Here is a 16,629-nt window from a genome sequence, read left to right as displayed (position 1 = left end):
GAATACGGATCGCGTACGGATGTGCGTACGGGTTCTGCGTACGGATCAGGCGTCAACAGGCGCCGCCCGGGGCCCGGTTCTGCTGTGTCAGGACCGGGCCCTGTCGTATGCCTCGCGGGCCGTGGCCACCTCGTCGATCCGCTGCTCGGTCCACCGGGCGAGCCCCCACACCTGCTCGGCGGCCTCCCTGCCGAGCGGCGTGAGCGAGTAGTCGACGCGCGGCGGGATGACGGGTTTGGCGTCGCGGTCCACGAAGCCGTCCCGCTCCAGTGTCTGCAGCGTCTGGGCGAGCATCTTCTCGCTGACCCCGCCCACCTGCCGGCGCAGCTCGCTGAAGCGGTACGACCGTTCCAGGAGCGCGGCGAGGACGAGCACACCCCAGCGGCTGGTGACGTGCTCCAGGATCAGGCGCGAGGGACACATCGCCCGGTTGACGTCGGCCGCAGGCCGGGCCGTCACCTGGTCTTCCACCACTTCACTTACGTCCATACCAGTACCTTACTTCAAAGTGGGTACTTTCCCATAGTTAGTACCGACCGTAGGGTGAGCTTCAGAACAGAGCAGGGAACCACACAGACCACCCGAACCCCAGGGAGCATCACCTCATGAGCATCGTCGTCACCGGAGCCACCGGGGCCCTCGGCCGCCTCGTCATCGACGAGCTGCTCGCCAAGGTCCCGGCGGACCAGATCGCCGCCGTCGTCCGCAACAAGGAGAAGGCCGCCGGCCTGGCGGCGCGCGGCGTCGAGCTGCGCATCGCCGACTACAACGACCCGGCGAGCCTCGACGGGGTGTTCCGCCCGGGCGAGCGCGTGCTCCTCATCTCCGGAAGCGAGGTCGGACGGCGCGTGCCGCAGCACACCGCGGTCATCGACGCGGCGAAGGCGGCGGGCGTCTCCCAGCTCGCGTACACGGGCATCCTGGGCGGCCCCGACGCCGACTTCCAGCTGGCCGCGGAGCACAAGGTGACCGAGCAGCTGATCCTGGACTCCGGGCTCCCGTACACCTTCCTGCGCAACGGCTGGTACAGCGAGAACTACACCCAGAACCTCGCGGCGGTCCTGGAACACGGCGCGGTCGTCGCCAGCGCGGGCGACGGCCGGGTCTCGTCGGCCGCCCGCGCGGACTACGCGGCGGCCGCCGCTGCCGTCCTCGTGTCGGACGGCCACCTGAACCGGGTCTACGAGCTGAGCGGCGACACCGCCTGGTCGTTCGCCGAGTACGCGGCCGAGGTCGCGAAGGCCTCCGGCAAGGAGATCGCGTACCGCAACGTCCCGGCGGCCACACACCAGGAGATCCTGATCGGCGCGGGTCTCCCGGAGGCGTTCGCGGCGGTCCTGGTGGACGTGGACGCCGCCATCGAGCGCGGCCTGCTGGCCGCCACGAGCGGCGACCTGGCCCGGCTGACAGGGCGCCCCACCACCCCGGTCGCCACCTCCATCGCGGCCGCGCTGGCATGACCGTACGGCTGTCATGACCGTTTGCCGGAACGGGCATGACAGCCGGGCCCTCCTCCCGTTACCTTCGACTCCGTACGCCTCATGCCTTCGACGGGTGTCGGACGAATTCAGGGGAGGGCCCGTGAAGGGCACCAGTGAGCAGCGGACAGGGGTCCTGAACGGCGCTGCGGCGTATGTGCTGTGGGGGCTCGTCCCGATGTTCTGGCCGCTGCTCAAGCCGTCCGGCGCCATGGAGATCCTGGCCCACCGCATGGTGTGGTCCCTGGGCGTCGTCCTGATCGCGCTGCTGGTGATGCGGCGCTGGGCCTGGCTCGGCGAGCTGCTCCGTACGCCCCGCAAGCTGGGGCTCGTGGCCATCGCCGCGTCGGTCATCAGCGTCAACTGGGGCGGCTACATCTGGGCCGTGAACAACGGTCAGGTCGTCGAGGCCTCGCTCGGCTACTTCATCAACCCGCTGGTCACCATCGCGATGGGTGTCCTGCTGCTCGGTGAACGGCTGCGGCCCGCCCAGTGGGCCGCCGTCGGCACCGGCGCGGTGGCCGTGCTGGTCCTGGCCATCGGATACGGCAAGCCGCCGTGGATCTCACTGATGCTGGCCTTCTCCTTCGCGACGTACGGGCTGGTCAAGAAGAAGGTGAATCTCGGCGGTCTGGAATCGCTCGCGGCTGAGACAGCGGTGCAGTTCCTGCCGGCGCTGGCGTACCTGGTATTCCTCGCCGCACGTGGCGAGTCCACTTTCGGCTCGCCCGCCCACGGAGTGCTCCTCGCGTCCACGGGTCTGATCACCGCGATACCGCTGATCCTCTTCGGCGCGGCGGCGATCCGGGTACCGCTCTCGACACTGGGACTGCTCCAGTACCTGGCGCCGGTCTTCCAGTTCGGTCTGGGCATCCTGTACTTCCACGAGGCGATGCCGCCGGAGCGGTGGGCGGGTTTCGCCCTGGTGTGGCTGGCGCTGACGCTGCTCACCTGGGACGCCCTGCGGAACGCGCACCGTACCCGGGCACGCGCGGTACAGCTGACGGCCGAGGCGCTGGAGCGGGAGCAGGCACGGGCTCAGGTGCGCGGACACCGGCCCGGACAGGCCGCCGGGCCGGACACCGCAGGACCGGCAGCCAGTGAGCCGACGGCCACCGGGCCCACCATCTGACCGACCCCGGTCCGACCCTGCGTTTCCGTTTCCCGCTCTCAGCCGCCCAGCGCCTTCAGGACATGGGCGATCAGCCGGGTGATCTCCTCCGCGTCGTACGGAGGTCTGCGCAGGCAGTGCCGGTAGTAGAGCGGCCCGTAGAGCAGCTCCACCCCCAGGTTGAGATCGGCGTCCATGGGGAGCACGCCCTGCTCCTGGGCGCTGCGCAGCCGGCCCGTGGCGCCCTTGACCCGCGGATCGATGAACTCCTCCTGCACGGTCCTGGCAAGGTCGTCGTCGTACTGGATCTCGGTGAGGATCCCGGCGTACGCGGGGCCGAGCGGCGGATGTGCGAGGAGCCGCACCACTCCGGTCATCTGGGAGTGGAGATCGGCGGCGAGGTCGCCGGTATCGGGGAAGGGACGGGTCCGGATGACCGCGTGGTCCAGTGCTTCGAGCACCAGGGCGCCCTTGGACGGCCACCAGCGGTAGATCGTCTTCTTGCTCACACCGGCACGGGCGGCGATCGCCTCGATCGTGACACGGGCGTACCCCCGCTCGATACAGAGGGCGAGAGCGGCCGCGAGAATCGCCTGCTGTGATTTCTCACTGCGGCGCGCTGGATTGGGCGTGAGGTTCACCGCTTGAGTGTATTCACCGGTCACAGCCGGGGACGATACGTAGCGTCTTGACAGCGGATGGTGGACGTCCGAGAATATCGGCGGGGAAACGGTACGTGTCGTGTCGAGCCGCGTCGGGGGACGGCTTCTCGGTACGGCACGTGCCCTCCCTTGTTACTTTCCGCCGGGGCTCTCTTTCCGCCGGGGCTTTCTCCGTGCTCCTGCCCTGTTCCGCTCAAGCCGCTGTCCTGCTCAGGCCGCGATGTCCTTCGTGGTGAACCGCGCCCAGGCCGCCGAGCCGAACACCACGGCGTACAGGCCCTGCAGGCCCAGGTTCTTGAGGATCTCGTCCCAGTAGACCGGCGCGCGCAGCAGGTCCGCGAAGGACAGCCAGTAGTGCGGGAACAGATACGGCTGGATCGCGTGCAGCTGCGGGATGCCGTCCAGGATCTGCACGGTGATCACCAGGCCGACCGTCGTCGCCATCGCGGCGATTCCGCTGCTGGTGAGGGTGGAGACGAACAGGCCGACGGCCGCGACTCCGACGAGCGAGGCAGCGACGACGGCCGAGATCAGCGCCGCCCGGCCGAGACCGTCGCCGAAGGAGACCTGGGTCCCCGAGATGGTCGTGACATCGCCGAGCGGGAAGAGCAGCGCCCCCACCGCCAGCGCGGAGGCCGCCACGACCAGGGTCGCTGCCAGGCAGAAGGCCACGGCGCAGACGAACTTGGCGAGCAGCAGCCGGGTCCGGCCGGCCGGGGCGACCAGCAGATAGCGGAGTGTCCCCGCACCGGCCTCGCCCGCCACGGAATCGCCCGCGATGACACCGATCGCCATGGGGAGGAAGACCGGGAGGGTCGCGGCGAGCGCCGCGAAGACCAGGAACAGGCCGTTGTTGGTGATGTCCGTGAGGAAGGCGGGGCCGTTGCCGCTGGGGTCACGGGCCGTCGAGCCGTGGTCCGTCTCCAGCTTGACGGCGATACCGATGAGGACCGGGACCGCGGCCAGTACGGCGAGCAGAGCGAGGGTGCGCCAGCGGCGGAAGGTGACGGTCAGCTCGGAACGGAAGAGGCCGAGCTGACGGCGCGGATACAGCGCGACGCGCGGCGCCCCTGCCGGTCCCTGCGCTGCGGGGCCCTGTGCCGATCCCTGTGCTGCCGGTCCCTGCGGTGAGCCGTCCGCGGTCCGGTCCGGCGCCTCCGCCCGTCCGTGCGGCAGTTCCTGCCGGTCCGTCTCAGCCTGCGACATCGAAACCCTCTCCGGTGAGTGCGACGAAGGCGTCCTCCAGGGAGGCCCGTTCGACGCCGAAGGACCTGACCCGGACGCCTTCCCGTACGAGAGCGGTGTTGAGGTCCGCCACGTCGGTTTCGGCCGACGGGATGTCACCGGTGACCCGGTCCCCCGTCACGTCCACGCCGGTGATCCCCAGCTCCGTGAGCACGCGGGCGGCCACGGCCGGGTCCGGTGTGCCGACGGCGAGACGGCCGCGGGTCGCGAGATCCACGACCCGGCCCTGGGCGAGCAGCGTGCCCCGGGCCATCACGGCTGCGTGGGTGCAGACCTGTTCGATCTCGTCCAGGAGATGGGAGGAGAGGAAGACCGTGGTGCCCTCGTCCGCCAGTTCCCTGACCAGGGTTCTGATCTCCCGCATCCCCTGCGGGTCGAGCCCGTTCGTCGGCTCGTCCAGTACGAGCAGTCCGCGCGGCTGGAGCAGGGCCGAGGCGAGGCCGAGCCGCTGCTTCATGCCGAGCGAGTACGCCTTGGCCTTCTTGGCGGAGGCGTGCGCGAGCCCGACCCGTTCGAGGGCGGCGTCGACGCGGGCGCGCCGGGTGCGGGGGTCGGCCCGCGGGTCGGCGGAGTCGTAGCGCAGCAGATTGTCGCGGCCGGAGAGGAACCCGTACAGCGCGGGGCCCTCGATGAGCGCGCCGACGCCCGGCAGCACGCTGTGGGCGGCGCGCGGCATCGGCTGTCCGAGCAGGCTCGCGGTGCCGGAGGTCGGGGCGATGAGGCCGAGGAGCATCCGGATGGTGGTGGTCTTGCCGGAGCCGTTGGGCCCGAGGAAGCCGAAGACGCTGCCGCGCGGGACGGTGAGGTCCAGGCGGTTCACCGCGAGTTGGCCGCCGCGGAAGCGTTTGGTCAGGGCATGGGTTTCGATGACGGCTTCAGGCATGGCGATGGTCCCGTCGTTCGGCGCACCGTGCGGTCCAGGCTAACGGGGCGCGGAGAGGGCGGAGCGCTACGCCCCGGGGCCATGGCCACCCCTGACAGCCGGACGGGTCCGGACGGGCTCCTGGGAGCCGTCCGGACCCGCCACCGTTCCTACTTGGCCGCGTCGGCCGCCTTGACCAGCGCGCCCTTGTCGACCGTGCCGACAAAGACCTTTCCGTCGTCCGTCATCAGCGCGTTCACCAGCCGGGTGTGGAACACGGTGCCCGAGCCGAACGAGCCCGTCACCCTGTCGCCCAGCGAGCTGAGGAACTTCTGCGCGTCCACCGGGGCACCGCTCTTCTGCGCGGAGCCGCCCATCGCGCCGATGCCCTTGCCGCTGCCGGTGTCGATCCTCGCCACCGAGGTCCAGCCCTCGCCGATGATGTTCAGGCCCTTGAAGTCCTCGGGCGATGCGGACTTCAGGTCCTTCGGGCTGCCCTGCGGAGCCAGGTGCCCACCGGCCTTGGGAGCCAGGTGCCCACCGGCCTTCGGGGCGGCGCCCTCCGTCACCTTCGCGCCCTTGGGCGGAGTGAAGGAGAAGGTGGAGGCCGCGGGCCTGCCGAAGTCGACCTTGGTGAAGCCCACGTCGATGGCGGCCTTGCCACCGCTGCTCGGCGTGAGCGTGAACTTCAGCGGGGTGCCGGTCTTCGAGTCCACCGCGACCCGGATGGCACCGATCGTGGAACCGGACTGCTTCGGCTTGATGAGCAGCTGGTACGCATCGCGGCCCGCCACCTGCGCCGTGCCGTCGACACTGACCGAGGTCGTCGGGCCGACGGCCTTCAGCGCCTGCTGGGCGAAGTCCTTCGGGGTGGCGGGCAGCTTGTCGGTGCGGTCCTTACGGGCGTCGGCGGAGGCGCCGGTCTTCGCGTGGTAGACCTCGTTCGACTTGCTGTCGTACGCCCAGACCTGCCGGTCGTTGTGGATCAGGCTGTACTCGGCGGCGTTGTCCAGGATGGACACCCGCTGCTTGTCGGGGCCGTCGGCAGCCACCCGCAGGGTGTGCGTACCCGAGGCCAGTTCCATCAGCTTGGAGTCGGGCGCCACGCTCGACCCGTCCTTGCCGCCGCTGCCGCTGCCACCGCCGAGCGCGCCGCCGCCCAAGGAGCCTGCCAGACCGCCCAGTGACGGGATGCCCAGGTCCGAGCTGACCTTCACCGTGCCGGACAGCTGCTGGGTGTCCGATGCGGCCATCTTCTCGATGAGCTGCTGCGCCGAGATCTTCGGCAGGCTGGGGTCTCCCGAGCTGGCGAGCGCCGGCACGAGACCGATCGTCACCGCCGCCACCCCCGCCACTCCGACCGGGAGGAGATAACGTGCCGCCTTCCGGCGGCCCGCGGCGGAAGGCCCGGCCTCTCCGGTGCCCTGTGCACTGTCGTTCGGTGCCATGTGTGCCCTACCTCCGTGATCGGCGGCGATCCGTACGGTTGCGCTCGTCCACCCCGCGCCGCCATTCTCACCCGAATTGGTGGGGTGTGGTGCAGTCCATCTCACCAAATTCCCGGGACGTACGCGTCAGCCCCCGGGAGCAACTCCGCCTAGTACTGCGGTATGACAGGCCGCACCGGCAGCCCGTCCGGCCCCGTAGGGGAAGCGGCCGTCCGGGGAGGGCCACCCGTCCGAAGGACCCGGCCCGCGCGAGCGGCCCAACGAGCGGGCCGGGGCGGCTCAACGAGAAGAAGGACCCGCCCGCAGAGGTACGCGGCACGGGTCCCAACAAACAGCTCGGCAGGTTCAGCAGGCCAGAAGCTCAGCGGTCGGCAGGCACCGGGCCTGCCCGGCCCGCCTCACCCCACGCGGTGCACCACCGCGCCGCACAGCTCCTCCAGGGCGGTCTTCGCGAAGCACTCCGGCAGCGGCGCCAGCGAGGCGCGGGCCTCCTCCGCGTACCGCACGGTGTCCTGGCGGACCTGCTCCAGGGCCGGGTGCGCCCGCATCAGCCGCAGCGCCTCGGCGTGCCGGGCGTCGTCCGTCAGATCGCCCGACAGCAGCTCGACCAGGGCGAGATCGTCCGGGCGGCCGTGCTCGGCGGCCTGGGCGCGCAGCCGCAGCACCGGCAGCGTCGGAATGCCCTCACGCAGGTCCGTACCCGGGGTCTTGCCGGACTCGTGGCTGTCGCTCGCGATGTCCAGTACGTCGTCGGCCAGCTGGAACGCGGTGCCGAGCCGCTCGCCGTACTGCGTGAGGATGTTCACGACGGTCTCGTCGGCGCCGGACATCATCGCGCCGAACCGTCCGGAGACGGCGATCAGGGAGCCGGTCTTGCCCGCGATGACGTCGAGGTAGTGGCTGACCGGGTCGCGACCGTCGCGCGGGCCCGCGGTCTCCAGGATCTGGCCGGTGACGAGGCGTTCGAACGCCTCCGCCTGGATACGTACGGCCTCCGGGCCCAGGTCGGCCAGGATGTGCGAAGCGCGCGCGAAGAGGAAGTCGCCGGTCAGGACCGCGACCGAGTTGTCCCAGCGCGCGTTGGCGCTGGCCACCCCTCGGCGTACGTCCGCCTCGTCCATCACGTCGTCGTGGTAAAGCGTCGCCAGGTGGGTCAATTCGACCACTACGGCAGAAGGTACGACTCCGGGCGCATAAGGGTCACCGAACTGGGCAGCGAGCATCACAAGAAGCGGACGAAAGCGCTTACCCCCGGCCCGTACGAGATGCTGCGCGGCCTCCGTGATGAAAGGGACCTCGCTCTTGGTGGCATCGAGCAGCCCGGCCTCGACAGCCGCCAATCCGGCCTGGACATCGGCCTCAAGTGCCTGGTCCCGCACGTTCAGCCCGAATGGCTCGACGACGGTCACGAGGGGATCTCCTGTCTGCTGACGATCACACGGATTGTCGATGTGTCGCTGTCCGCACTCAAGTCAGCGTATCCGGTCCTCTTTCGATCACCATGAGCGCCTGCCCGCCCACCCCGAGCACATACCGAACGTGACCGGTATGTTCAAAACAAGTCGATTTGAATTGGAGCAGTACCTTTGTCCGGAACAGAGCCGCAGCCGGGACAGGCACCACCGTCCCAGCCCCCGCCGCAGCCGGGCGACGACCATTCATTCTTCGGCCAGCCACGCGGTCTGGCGACCCTGTCGGGCCTGGAGATCTGGGAGCGGTTCTCGTTCCTCGGGATGCAGGCCATCCTCGTCCTCTACTTCACAGCTGCGGTCAACCAGGACGGCCTCGGCATGTCGCCGGGAGCGGCGGCGTCCATCTCCGCCGCGTACGGCACGCTGGTCTATCTGGTCTCGGTGGCGGGCGGCTGGCTGGCCGACCGCATCCTCGGTTCGTACCGCGCGGTCCTCGGCGGCGGCATCCTCATCGCACTCGGCCACTACTCGATGGCGGTCCCGACGGCCTCCATGACCTGGGTCGGCCTGGGGCTGATCTCGCTCGGTACGGGGCTGCTGAAGCCGAACGTCGCCACGCTGGTCGGCAAGTTGTACCGCACCGAGGACGAACGCCGCGACGCCGGTTTCGCCCTGTACTACATGTGCATCAACATCGGCGCCTTCCTCGGTCCGCTGATCACCGGCTGGCTCGGTGACCACAAGGGCTGGCACTGGGGCTTCTCGGCCGCCGCCGTCGGTATGACGCTGGGTCTGATCCAGTACGTCCTGGGGCGCCGCACCATCGCGGGCCGCACCGACGCCGCCGAGCAGGCGCTGCCGCCCGCCGTGATGCGCCGCGCGGTGAAGATGATCGTCGGCGGGGCGCTGGCCGTCGCCGTGATCGCCGTGATCCTCGGGCTCTCCGGCTGGCTGACGCTGGACCGCACCGTCGACGCGCTGACCATCATCTCGGTGCTCGCGCCGATCGTCTTCTTCGCCGTGATGTTCCGCAGCCCACGGGTGACCAAGGCCGAACGTGGGCATCTGCGCCCCTACATCGTGCTGTTCCTCGCCTCGGTGGTCTTCAACTTCATCCTCTTCCAGGCGTACTCGACGATGATCCTGCTCGCGTCGACCAACGCCAGGACGGAGATCTTCGGCTACCACTTCCCCGCCAGCTGGTACGCGTCGGCGCTCGGCGCCTTCGAAGTGGCGCTGGCCCCCGTGGTCGCGGCCGTCTGGGTCCGGATGGGCAAGCACCAGCCGCACGCCTCCAACAAGATCGCCATCGGCACCATCCTCGGCGGCCTCTCCTTCCTGATCATGGTTCCGGCCACGTCCGGCCGTACCGGCAGCGACTGGCTGATGTCCGTCTGGTGGATCGTCGGCTCCTACGCGCTGCTGGGCCTCGGCGACATCCTGGTCGAGACCTCCGGCATGTCCGCCACCACCAAGCTCGCGCCCGCCGCCTTCGCCAGCCAGACGATGGCGCTCTGGTTCCTTTCCCTTGCCCTCGCCAACGGCATCCAGGCGCAGATCGTGAAGTTGTACGGCCAGGTCTCCGACCCGGCGTACTTCGGTGTCAACGGCGCCATCGCCGTCGTCGCCGGACTCGCGGTCGTCGCCGCCGCCCCCTGGCTCAAACGCACCATGCACCCCGTCCACTGAGGAGCGCCTGCCGTGGCTCGAATCCGCACCGAATTCCCGTACGAGACCCGCCGCGAGGACGTCTGGATCCCGCTCCCGGACGGCACGCAGCTGTACGCCAGGATCTGGCGTCCGGTCAACGCCGCCGCACCGGTCCCCGCCCTGCTCGAATACCTTCCGTACCGCCTGAGCGACTGGACGGCGCCGCGGGACTCGCAGCGGCACCCCTGGTACGCGGGCCACGGATACGCCTCCGTCCGCGTCGATGTGCGCGGGCACGGCAACTCGACCGGGATGCCCGGTGACGAGTACGACGCCCAGGAGCTGGCCGACGGCGTGGAGGTGGTGAACTGGCTGGCCCGGCAGGACTGGTGCACCGGCAAGGTCGGGATGTTCGGCATCTCCTGGGGCGGCTTCAACTCGCTCCAGATCGCGGCCCTCGCCCCCGAGCCGCTCAAGGCGATCGTCACGGTCTGCTCCGCCGACGACCGCTACGACAACGACGTCCACTACATGGGCGGCTCGGTGCTCGCCGTCGACATGCACGCCTGGGCGGCCACGATGCTCGCCTTCGTGTCGCGGCCGCCGGACCCGGCCCAGGTCGGTTCGGTCTGGCGGGACATGTGGCTGAGCCGGCTGGAGGCCGTGGAGCCGTTCATCCATACCTGGCTCGCCCACCAGACGCGCGACGACTACTGGAAGCACGGCAGCGTCTGCGAGGACTACCCGGCCATCAAGGCGGCCGTCCTGACCGTCGGCGGCTGGCACGACCCGTACCGGGACACCGCCCTGCGGCTGGTCGGGAATCTGGACCCGTCGCGGGTGCGGGGGCTGATCGGCCCGTGGTCGCACCAGTACCCGGACCGGGGCCTGCCGCCCGGCCCCGGCATCGGCTTCCTCCAGGAGACCCTGCGCTGGTGGGACCACCATCTGAAGGGTGAGGACAACGGGGTGATGGACGAGCCGCTGCTGCGCTCGTGGATCAGCGAGTCGCACCCGCCGGCCACCGTCTACCCGGAGCTGCCGGGCCGCTGGGTCGGTGACACGGCCTGGCCGTCGCCGCACGTCACACCGGTGTCGTACGCACTCCAGGGCGACCCGATGGAAGTCAGGTCGCCGATGCAGACCGGTCTGGACGCCGGGCGGTTCTTCCCGTTCGGCAACGACTCCGATCTGCCGCCCGACCAGCGCGACGAGGACGCGAAGTCCGTCTGCTTCGAATTCCCGGTCCGCCAGGCCGCCATCGAGATCCTGGGCCGCGCGAAGGTGCATCTCTCGGTGCGCTCCGACGTCCCCACGGGACAGGTCGTCGCCCGGCTCTGCGACGTCGCACCGGACGGCTCCTCCACCCTGGTCACCCGGGGCGCGCTCAACTTCTCGGCGCGCCACGGCCGGGACCGGTCGGACCCCTGGAAACCGGGCACCACCGAGTCGCTCACCTTCGAGCTGAACGGCATCGGCCACACCTTCCCGCCCGGCCACCGCATCCGCCTCTCGGTCTCGTCGGCGTACTGGCCGTGGATCTGGCCGCAGCCCGACTCGGCGCACGGCTGGATCCTGGACCCGGCGGCCTCGACCATGGAACTCCCGGTCCGCGCGCACACCGAGGACGACATCGCCTTCGAGGAGCCGGAGCAGTCCGAGCCGCTCGCGGTGGAGTATCCGGATAATCCGGACGAGCGTCCGGAGCGGCTGGTCGTACGCGATGTGGCCAAGGGCGACTGGCGTCTGGAGGTGGACCCCAGGTACGGGGGCACCCGGATCTACCCGGACGGCCTGGAGTTCAGCGAGGACGCGTTGGAGACGTACACGATCAACGAGGCGGACCCGCTGTCGGCGCACACCCGCTCGGACTGGTCGATCCGCCTGCACCGCCCCGAGACGGGCTGGGACGCCCGGGTGCGGACCCGCTCGGAGATCACCTGCGACGCCCAGGACTTCATCACGACGAGCGAAGTGGTGTGCCAGGAGGGCGAAGAGGTGGTGTTCCGGCGGAGCTGGGAGAAGCGCATTCCGCGCACGGCGGGGTAGTGCGGGGGTAATGCGCCGGGTACGGCGGGGGCGGGTTCGAGGACCCGCCCCCCGGGCAGGACACCGCGAACGTTTCACCAGCTGACGCGGCCCGCCCCGCCCCCGTACCGTGGGTCTGTCCACAGACCTGAAAGCGAGGCAGCACCCCATGCCTGAGCAGAGCCCGCTCGACCGGGCCGAAGGCGATCCCTTCGGCCCGCACAACCTGCCGTACGGAGTCTTCTCCACCCCTGAGGATCCCGACCGGCGCCGGGTGGGCGTGCGGATCGGCGGCCATGTACTCGACGCGGGGGCGGCGGCGCTCGCGCTCGGCTCCCCGTACAGCAAGCTGCTCGCCCACCCCACGCTCAACCCGCTGCTCGCGGCGGGCCGTACGGCGTGGCGCGATGTGCGGCGCGCGCTGACCGCCTGGGTCACTGTCCCCGCGCACCGCCCGGTCATAGAGCCGCTGCTGCGTCCGGTGGCGGACGTCACGATGCATCTTCCGTACGAGGTCGCCGACTACGTCGACTTCTACGCCAGCGAGCACCACGCGACGAACGTCGGCAGCATCTTCCGGCCCGACTCCGCGGCGCTGACCCCCAACTGGAAGCATCTGCCGATCGGTTACCACGGCCGTTCCGGCACGGTCGTCGTGTCGGGCACCGATGTCGTACGTCCTTCGGGGCAGCGCAAGGCGCCGTCGGACCCGGCGCCGGTCTTCGGACCCTCGGTCAAGCTCGACATCGAGGCGGAGGTCGGCTTCGTCGTCGGCGTCCCGTCCGCGCAGGGCGACTCCGTTCCGCTGTCCGGCTACCGGCACCACGTCTTCGGCCTCCAGCTGCTCAACGACTGGTCGGCGCGCGACATCCAGGCCTGGGAGTACGTCCCGCTGGGTCCCTTCCTCGGCAAGTCCTTCGCCACCTCGGTCTCGGCCTGGGTGACACCGCTGGAGGCTCTCGACGCGGCGCGGACCGCCCCGCCCGCCCGCGAACTGCCCCTGCTCCCCTACCTCGACGACGCGTCGGCCGAGGAACCTGGCGGCCTCGACCTGCGGATCGCGGTGTCCATCAACGGGCAGCCGGTCTCCGAGCCGCCCTTCGCCGGGATGTACTGGACGGCCGCCCAGATGCTGGCCCACACGACCGTCAACGGCGCCTCGCTCCGTACCGGGGACCTCTTCGGTTCGGGCACGGTCAGCGGGCCGTCGCCCGGGCAGTGCGGCTCACTGCTCGAAATCACCTGGAACGGGACCCGGCCCCTCGAACTCGACGGCGGCAAGCGGACGTTCCTGGAGGACGGCGACGAGGTGACACTCACCGCCTGGGCACCGGGGCCCGACGGGACCCGGGTCGGCCTCGGCGAAGTGACCGGAAGGATCGTGCCCGCACGATGAGCCAGGAAGCGCCGACGCTCCCGGAGGAACTGCTGCTGCTCGCGCTGGACCCGCGCCGGGGCAAACCGTTCTGCCGGAACCGCTATCTGGAGTTCGGCATGGCCGGTGCGGCCCTGGCCGAACTGGAGCTGCAGGGCCGGATCTCCGAGTCGCGCGGGAAGGTGACGGTGGATCAGCCGCTGCTGCCGCACGACCCGGTGCTCGCACAGGTGCTGGAGCTGCTGCCGGCCCCGGACAAGCGGAAGTCCGCCGGGGGCGTCGGCGCGCGGTACTGGATCCGCCGGACCGGCCGCACGGTGGAGGGGCTGTACCTGGACCAGCTGGTGGACGGGGACGTACTGACCCGTGAGACGCGGCGGTTCGCGGGGCTGCTGCCCTACTACCGCCACCCGGCGGGCCCGCGGAACTGGTCCGCTCAAGCCCGCGACCGCTTCCTGACAGCGGAGGCGGCCGGCTTCCCGGACCCGCGGAGCCGCGCACTCGGGGCGCTCGTCGCGGCGGTGGGCCTGTCCCGGATCGTCGCCCGGGACGGCGGGACGTCCCGCGCCTCGATGCGTCAGCTGATGCACGAGGAGTGGACCGCCCACGCGGTGCACCGCAACGTCCAGATCGACCGGGCGAACCGGAGCGGCGGAGGCTGAGCTCCGGGGGGGGGCTGCCTGCCTCATGGCGGGGCGCGGGGGCCTGCCTGCCCCATGGTGCGGCGCGGGGTGAGCGCGGGGCCTGCCCCATGGCAGGGCGCGGTGTGAGCGCGGGTCCCGCCGCTTTTGCGCTGCGGGTCCCGCGGCCGTGCGCTGCGGGTCCCGCCGGTCTTACGCTGCGGGTCCCAGCGCGGGTCCCGCCGGTCCTGCGCTGCGGCTCCCCGCCGTACGCTCCCCCGTACCGCCCGGGTCAGTCGGGCCCCAGCCCTACGCCTCCGGGTCCTCGGGGTAGTCCGAGAAGTCCGGCTCGTCCCAGGCTCCCGGGTCGTCCGGCTCGCCCTGCGCGGGCACCCGGGCCGGGGCCGACGAGGCGGGCCGGCCAGTCCGGGCAGGCTTGGCGGTCTGCGCGCCGGACTGGGCGGTCCGGCCGCCGGACTGGGCCGGCTGGCCGCCGTCCCGGTCCGCTGTGCCGGCCTGCTGGTCCGGTGCGGTCCCGCCCGCACCCGCCAGCTCGCCCAGCACCCCGAGCACGCCCTCCCCGTACGTCGCCAGCTTCTTCTCGCCGAGACCGCCGATGCCACCCAGCTCACCGAGCGTGGCGGGCCGCACCGTGGCGATCTCCCGCAGTGTCGCATCGTGGAAGATCACATACGCCGGGACGCCCTGCTCCTTGGCCTGCTTGCCGCGCCAGGTCCGCAGCGCCTCGAAGACCGGCACCGCTTCCGCGGGCAGATCCGCTGCCGCCACTGCCGCCCTGGCCTTCTTCTCGCCCTTGGCCGCCCGGGCCACCACGGCCTTCTCCGGCTCCTTGCGCAGCCGGACCCCGGTCTCTCCCGAGAGCACCGAGCCGCTGGTGCCGGTCAGGACCAGCGTGCCGTACTCCCCCTCGACCGCCAGCAGCCCCTGCGCCAGCAACTGCCGCACCACACCCCGCCACTGGGCCTCCGGCACGTCCTCGCCGATGCCGAAGACGGAGAGCTGGTCGTGGTCGAACTGGATGACCTTGGCCGTCCTGCGGCCGAGCAGGATGTCGACGATCTGGCCGGCGCCGAACTTCTGCCTGCGCTCGCGCTCCAGCCGTACCACCGTCGACAGCACCTTCTGCGCCGCCACCGTGCCGTCCCAGGTCTCCGGCGGGGTGAGGCAGGTGTCGCAGTTCCCGCAGGCGGGGGCCACCGCCTCCTGGCCGAAGTACTGGAGCAGCTGGGCGCGGCGGCAGTCGGCCGTCTCGCAGAGCGCCAGCATCGCGTCGAGATGGGCCGCGGCCCGGCGCCGGAACGCCTCGCCGCCCTCGCCGCTCTGGATCATCTTGCGCTGCTGCACGACGTCCTGGAGTCCGTACGTCATCCACGCCGTGGACGGCAGCCCGTCCCGCCCGGCGCGCCCGGTCTCCTGGTAGTACCCCTCCACCGACTTGGGCAGGTCGAGGTGGGCGACGAACCGGACGTCCGGCTTGTCGATCCCCATCCCGAAGGCGATCGTCGCGACCACCACCAGGCCGTCCTCCCGCAGGAAACGCGACTGGTGGACGGCGCGGGTGCCCGCGTCGAGCCCCGCGTGGTACGGCACGGCCTCGACACCGTTCTTGCAGAGGTACTCGGCGGTCCGCTCGACGGAGGCACGGGAGAGGCAGTAGACGATTCCGGCGTCCCCCGCGTGCTCCTCCTTGAGGAAGGCGAGCAGCTGCTTCTTGGGGTCGTTCTTGGGGACGATCCGGTACTGGATGTTGGGCCGGTCGAAGCCCGCGACGAAGTGCCGCGCGTCCGGCATCCCGAGCCGCTCGGTGATCTCCTGGTGCGTGGCGCGGGTGGCGGTGGCCGTCAGGGCGATGCGCGGGACGTCGGGCCAGCGCTCGCCGAGCAGCGAGAGCGCCAGGTAGTCCGGGCGGAAGTCGTGTCCCCAGCTGGCGACACAGTGCGCTTCGTCGATCGCGAACACGGAGATCTTCGCGCGGCTCAGCAGACCGAGCGTGGCCTCGACCCGCAGCCGCTCGGGCGCCAGATAGAGCAGGTCGAGCTCTCCGGCGAGCAGCTCGGCCTCCACGGTGCGGCGCTCGTCGAAGTCCTGCGTGGAGTTCATGAAGCCCGCGCGCACACCGAGGGCGCGCAGCGCGTCCACCTGGTCCTGCATCAGTGCGATCAGTGGGGAGATCACCACGCCCGTACCCGGCCTGACCAGGGCGGGGATCTGGTAGCAGAGGGACTTTCCGCCACCGGTCGGCATCAGCACGACGGCGTCCCCGCCGTCCACCACCTGCCCGATGATCTCTTCCTGCTCGCCGCGGAAGGCGTCGTAGCCGAAGACCCGGTGCAGGGTGCTGAGCGCCTCGCTCTCCGCGCCCCGCGCGTGCGTGGTCCGCTCTGCCTGCTCCGTACGCTCGGCCACTGCCTCGCCACTGCCCTTCATCGTTCCGTCCTGCGTTGTGCCGTCCTGCGCCGTTCAGTCCTGCGCCGTTCAGTCCTGCGCCGTTCAGTCCTGCGTTGTTCCGTCGCGCGTCTCATCGTTCCGTCCCCCGTCGCGCTGGTCCCTCGCCGTACCGCCGGTCGCTGCCTCTCACTCCTGCCACGATAGGGTCCCGCACCGACATCCCCGGACACAGCGGCGCATCCCGGGGTGCGCCCGCGACGGTACGCGCCCCCGGCCCACACCGGGACAAGCCGGGGCACGCCGGGAAACCCCAGGTCAACGGCGTACGA

General features: G+C 70.8%; 13 protein-coding genes. 6 read left to right on the top strand and 7 right to left on the bottom strand.

Features of this window, described 5'->3' with window-relative positions:
• Positions 1–87 precede the first annotated feature (87 nt).
• Entirely contained in the window at positions 88–489 is a 402-nt protein-coding gene (locus tag OHB13_RS21895) for a winged helix-turn-helix transcriptional regulator (RefSeq protein ID WP_328378232.1), read from the bottom strand.
• Between the two features lie 116 nt (positions 490–605).
• Here OHB13_RS21895 and OHB13_RS21890 point away from each other — a divergent pair, with 116 nt between their 5' ends.
• Positions 606–1,460 carry an SDR family oxidoreductase gene (locus tag OHB13_RS21890; protein ID WP_328378231.1) on the top strand — a complete coding sequence of 285 codons (855 nt, stop codon included), beginning with the start codon at positions 606–608 and terminating at the stop codon, positions 1,458–1,460.
• 121 nt (positions 1,461–1,581) lie between these two features.
• Complete coding sequence (gene rarD / locus OHB13_RS21885; RefSeq protein WP_266854359.1) at positions 1,582–2,610, top strand: EamA family transporter RarD; 1,029 nt, start codon at positions 1,582–1,584, stop codon at positions 2,608–2,610.
• A gap of 38 nt (positions 2,611–2,648) precedes the next feature.
• Here rarD and OHB13_RS21880 read toward each other — a convergent pair whose 3' ends face one another.
• The 5 genes from OHB13_RS21880 to OHB13_RS21860 all read right to left on the bottom strand — a co-directional run bounded on the left by OHB13_RS21880 (position 2,649) and on the right by OHB13_RS21860 (position 8,215).
• Entirely contained in the window at positions 2,649–3,230 is a 582-nt protein-coding gene (locus OHB13_RS21880; protein ID WP_266854361.1) for a TetR/AcrR family transcriptional regulator, read from the bottom strand.
• 231 nt (positions 3,231–3,461) lie between these two features.
• Positions 3,462–4,457 (bottom strand): ABC transporter permease, encoded by a 996-nt coding sequence (locus OHB13_RS21875; protein WP_328378230.1) that lies wholly within the window; start codon positions 4,455–4,457, stop codon positions 3,462–3,464.
• On the bottom strand, positions 4,444–5,379 hold the full coding sequence (locus tag OHB13_RS21870) for an ABC transporter ATP-binding protein (RefSeq protein WP_328378229.1): 936 nt from the start codon (positions 5,377–5,379) through the stop codon (positions 4,444–4,446). The genes OHB13_RS21875 and OHB13_RS21870 overlap by 14 nt, the downstream gene beginning before the upstream one ends.
• Before the next feature lie 149 nt (positions 5,380–5,528).
• Positions 5,529–6,806 carry a LolA family protein gene (locus OHB13_RS21865; RefSeq protein WP_328378228.1) on the bottom strand — a complete coding sequence of 426 codons (1,278 nt, stop codon included), beginning with the start codon at positions 6,804–6,806 and terminating at the stop codon, positions 5,529–5,531.
• Positions 6,807–7,204: 398 nt separating this feature from the next.
• The gene (locus tag OHB13_RS21860) at positions 7,205–8,215 is read right to left on the bottom strand and encodes a polyprenyl synthetase family protein (RefSeq protein ID WP_266854366.1); all 1,011 of its coding nucleotides are present in this window, start codon (positions 8,213–8,215) and stop codon (positions 7,205–7,207) included.
• A 177-nt stretch (positions 8,216–8,392) separates the two neighbouring features.
• Here OHB13_RS21860 and OHB13_RS21855 point away from each other — a divergent pair, with 177 nt between their 5' ends.
• From OHB13_RS21855 to OHB13_RS21840, 4 genes are all read left to right on the top strand, one after another.
• Positions 8,393–9,907 carry a peptide MFS transporter gene (locus OHB13_RS21855; RefSeq protein ID WP_328378227.1) on the top strand — a complete coding sequence of 505 codons (1,515 nt, stop codon included), beginning with the start codon at positions 8,393–8,395 and terminating at the stop codon, positions 9,905–9,907.
• 12 nt (positions 9,908–9,919) lie between these two features.
• Positions 9,920–11,917, top strand: coding sequence for a CocE/NonD family hydrolase (locus OHB13_RS21850; RefSeq protein ID WP_328378226.1), 1,998 nt, complete (start codon positions 9,920–9,922; stop codon positions 11,915–11,917).
• 148 nt (positions 11,918–12,065) lie between these two features.
• Complete coding sequence (gene fahA, locus OHB13_RS21845; protein WP_328378225.1) at positions 12,066–13,292, top strand: fumarylacetoacetase; 1,227 nt, start codon at positions 12,066–12,068, stop codon at positions 13,290–13,292.
• Positions 13,289–13,933: a GOLPH3/VPS74 family protein gene (locus tag OHB13_RS21840; protein ID WP_266854370.1), complete on the top strand. Its 645-nt coding sequence runs from the start codon at positions 13,289–13,291 to the stop codon at positions 13,931–13,933. The genes fahA and OHB13_RS21840 overlap by 4 nt, the downstream gene beginning before the upstream one ends.
• A 267-nt stretch (positions 13,934–14,200) precedes the next feature.
• Here the strand turns inward: OHB13_RS21840 and recQ are convergent, their stop codons facing one another.
• On the bottom strand, positions 14,201–16,339 hold the full coding sequence (recQ, locus tag OHB13_RS21835) for a DNA helicase RecQ (protein WP_328378224.1): 2,139 nt from the start codon (positions 16,337–16,339) through the stop codon (positions 14,201–14,203).
• Between the last annotated feature and the right edge of the window lie 290 nt (positions 16,340–16,629).

Origin of the sequence: Streptomyces sp. NBC_00440 (genome assembly GCF_036014215.1) — a bacterium.
Classification (GTDB): Bacteria; Actinomycetota; Actinomycetes; order Streptomycetales; family Streptomycetaceae; genus Streptomyces.
Note: the sequence above shows the minus strand (reverse complement) of the source record. Positions and strands in the feature narration are given on the sequence as shown.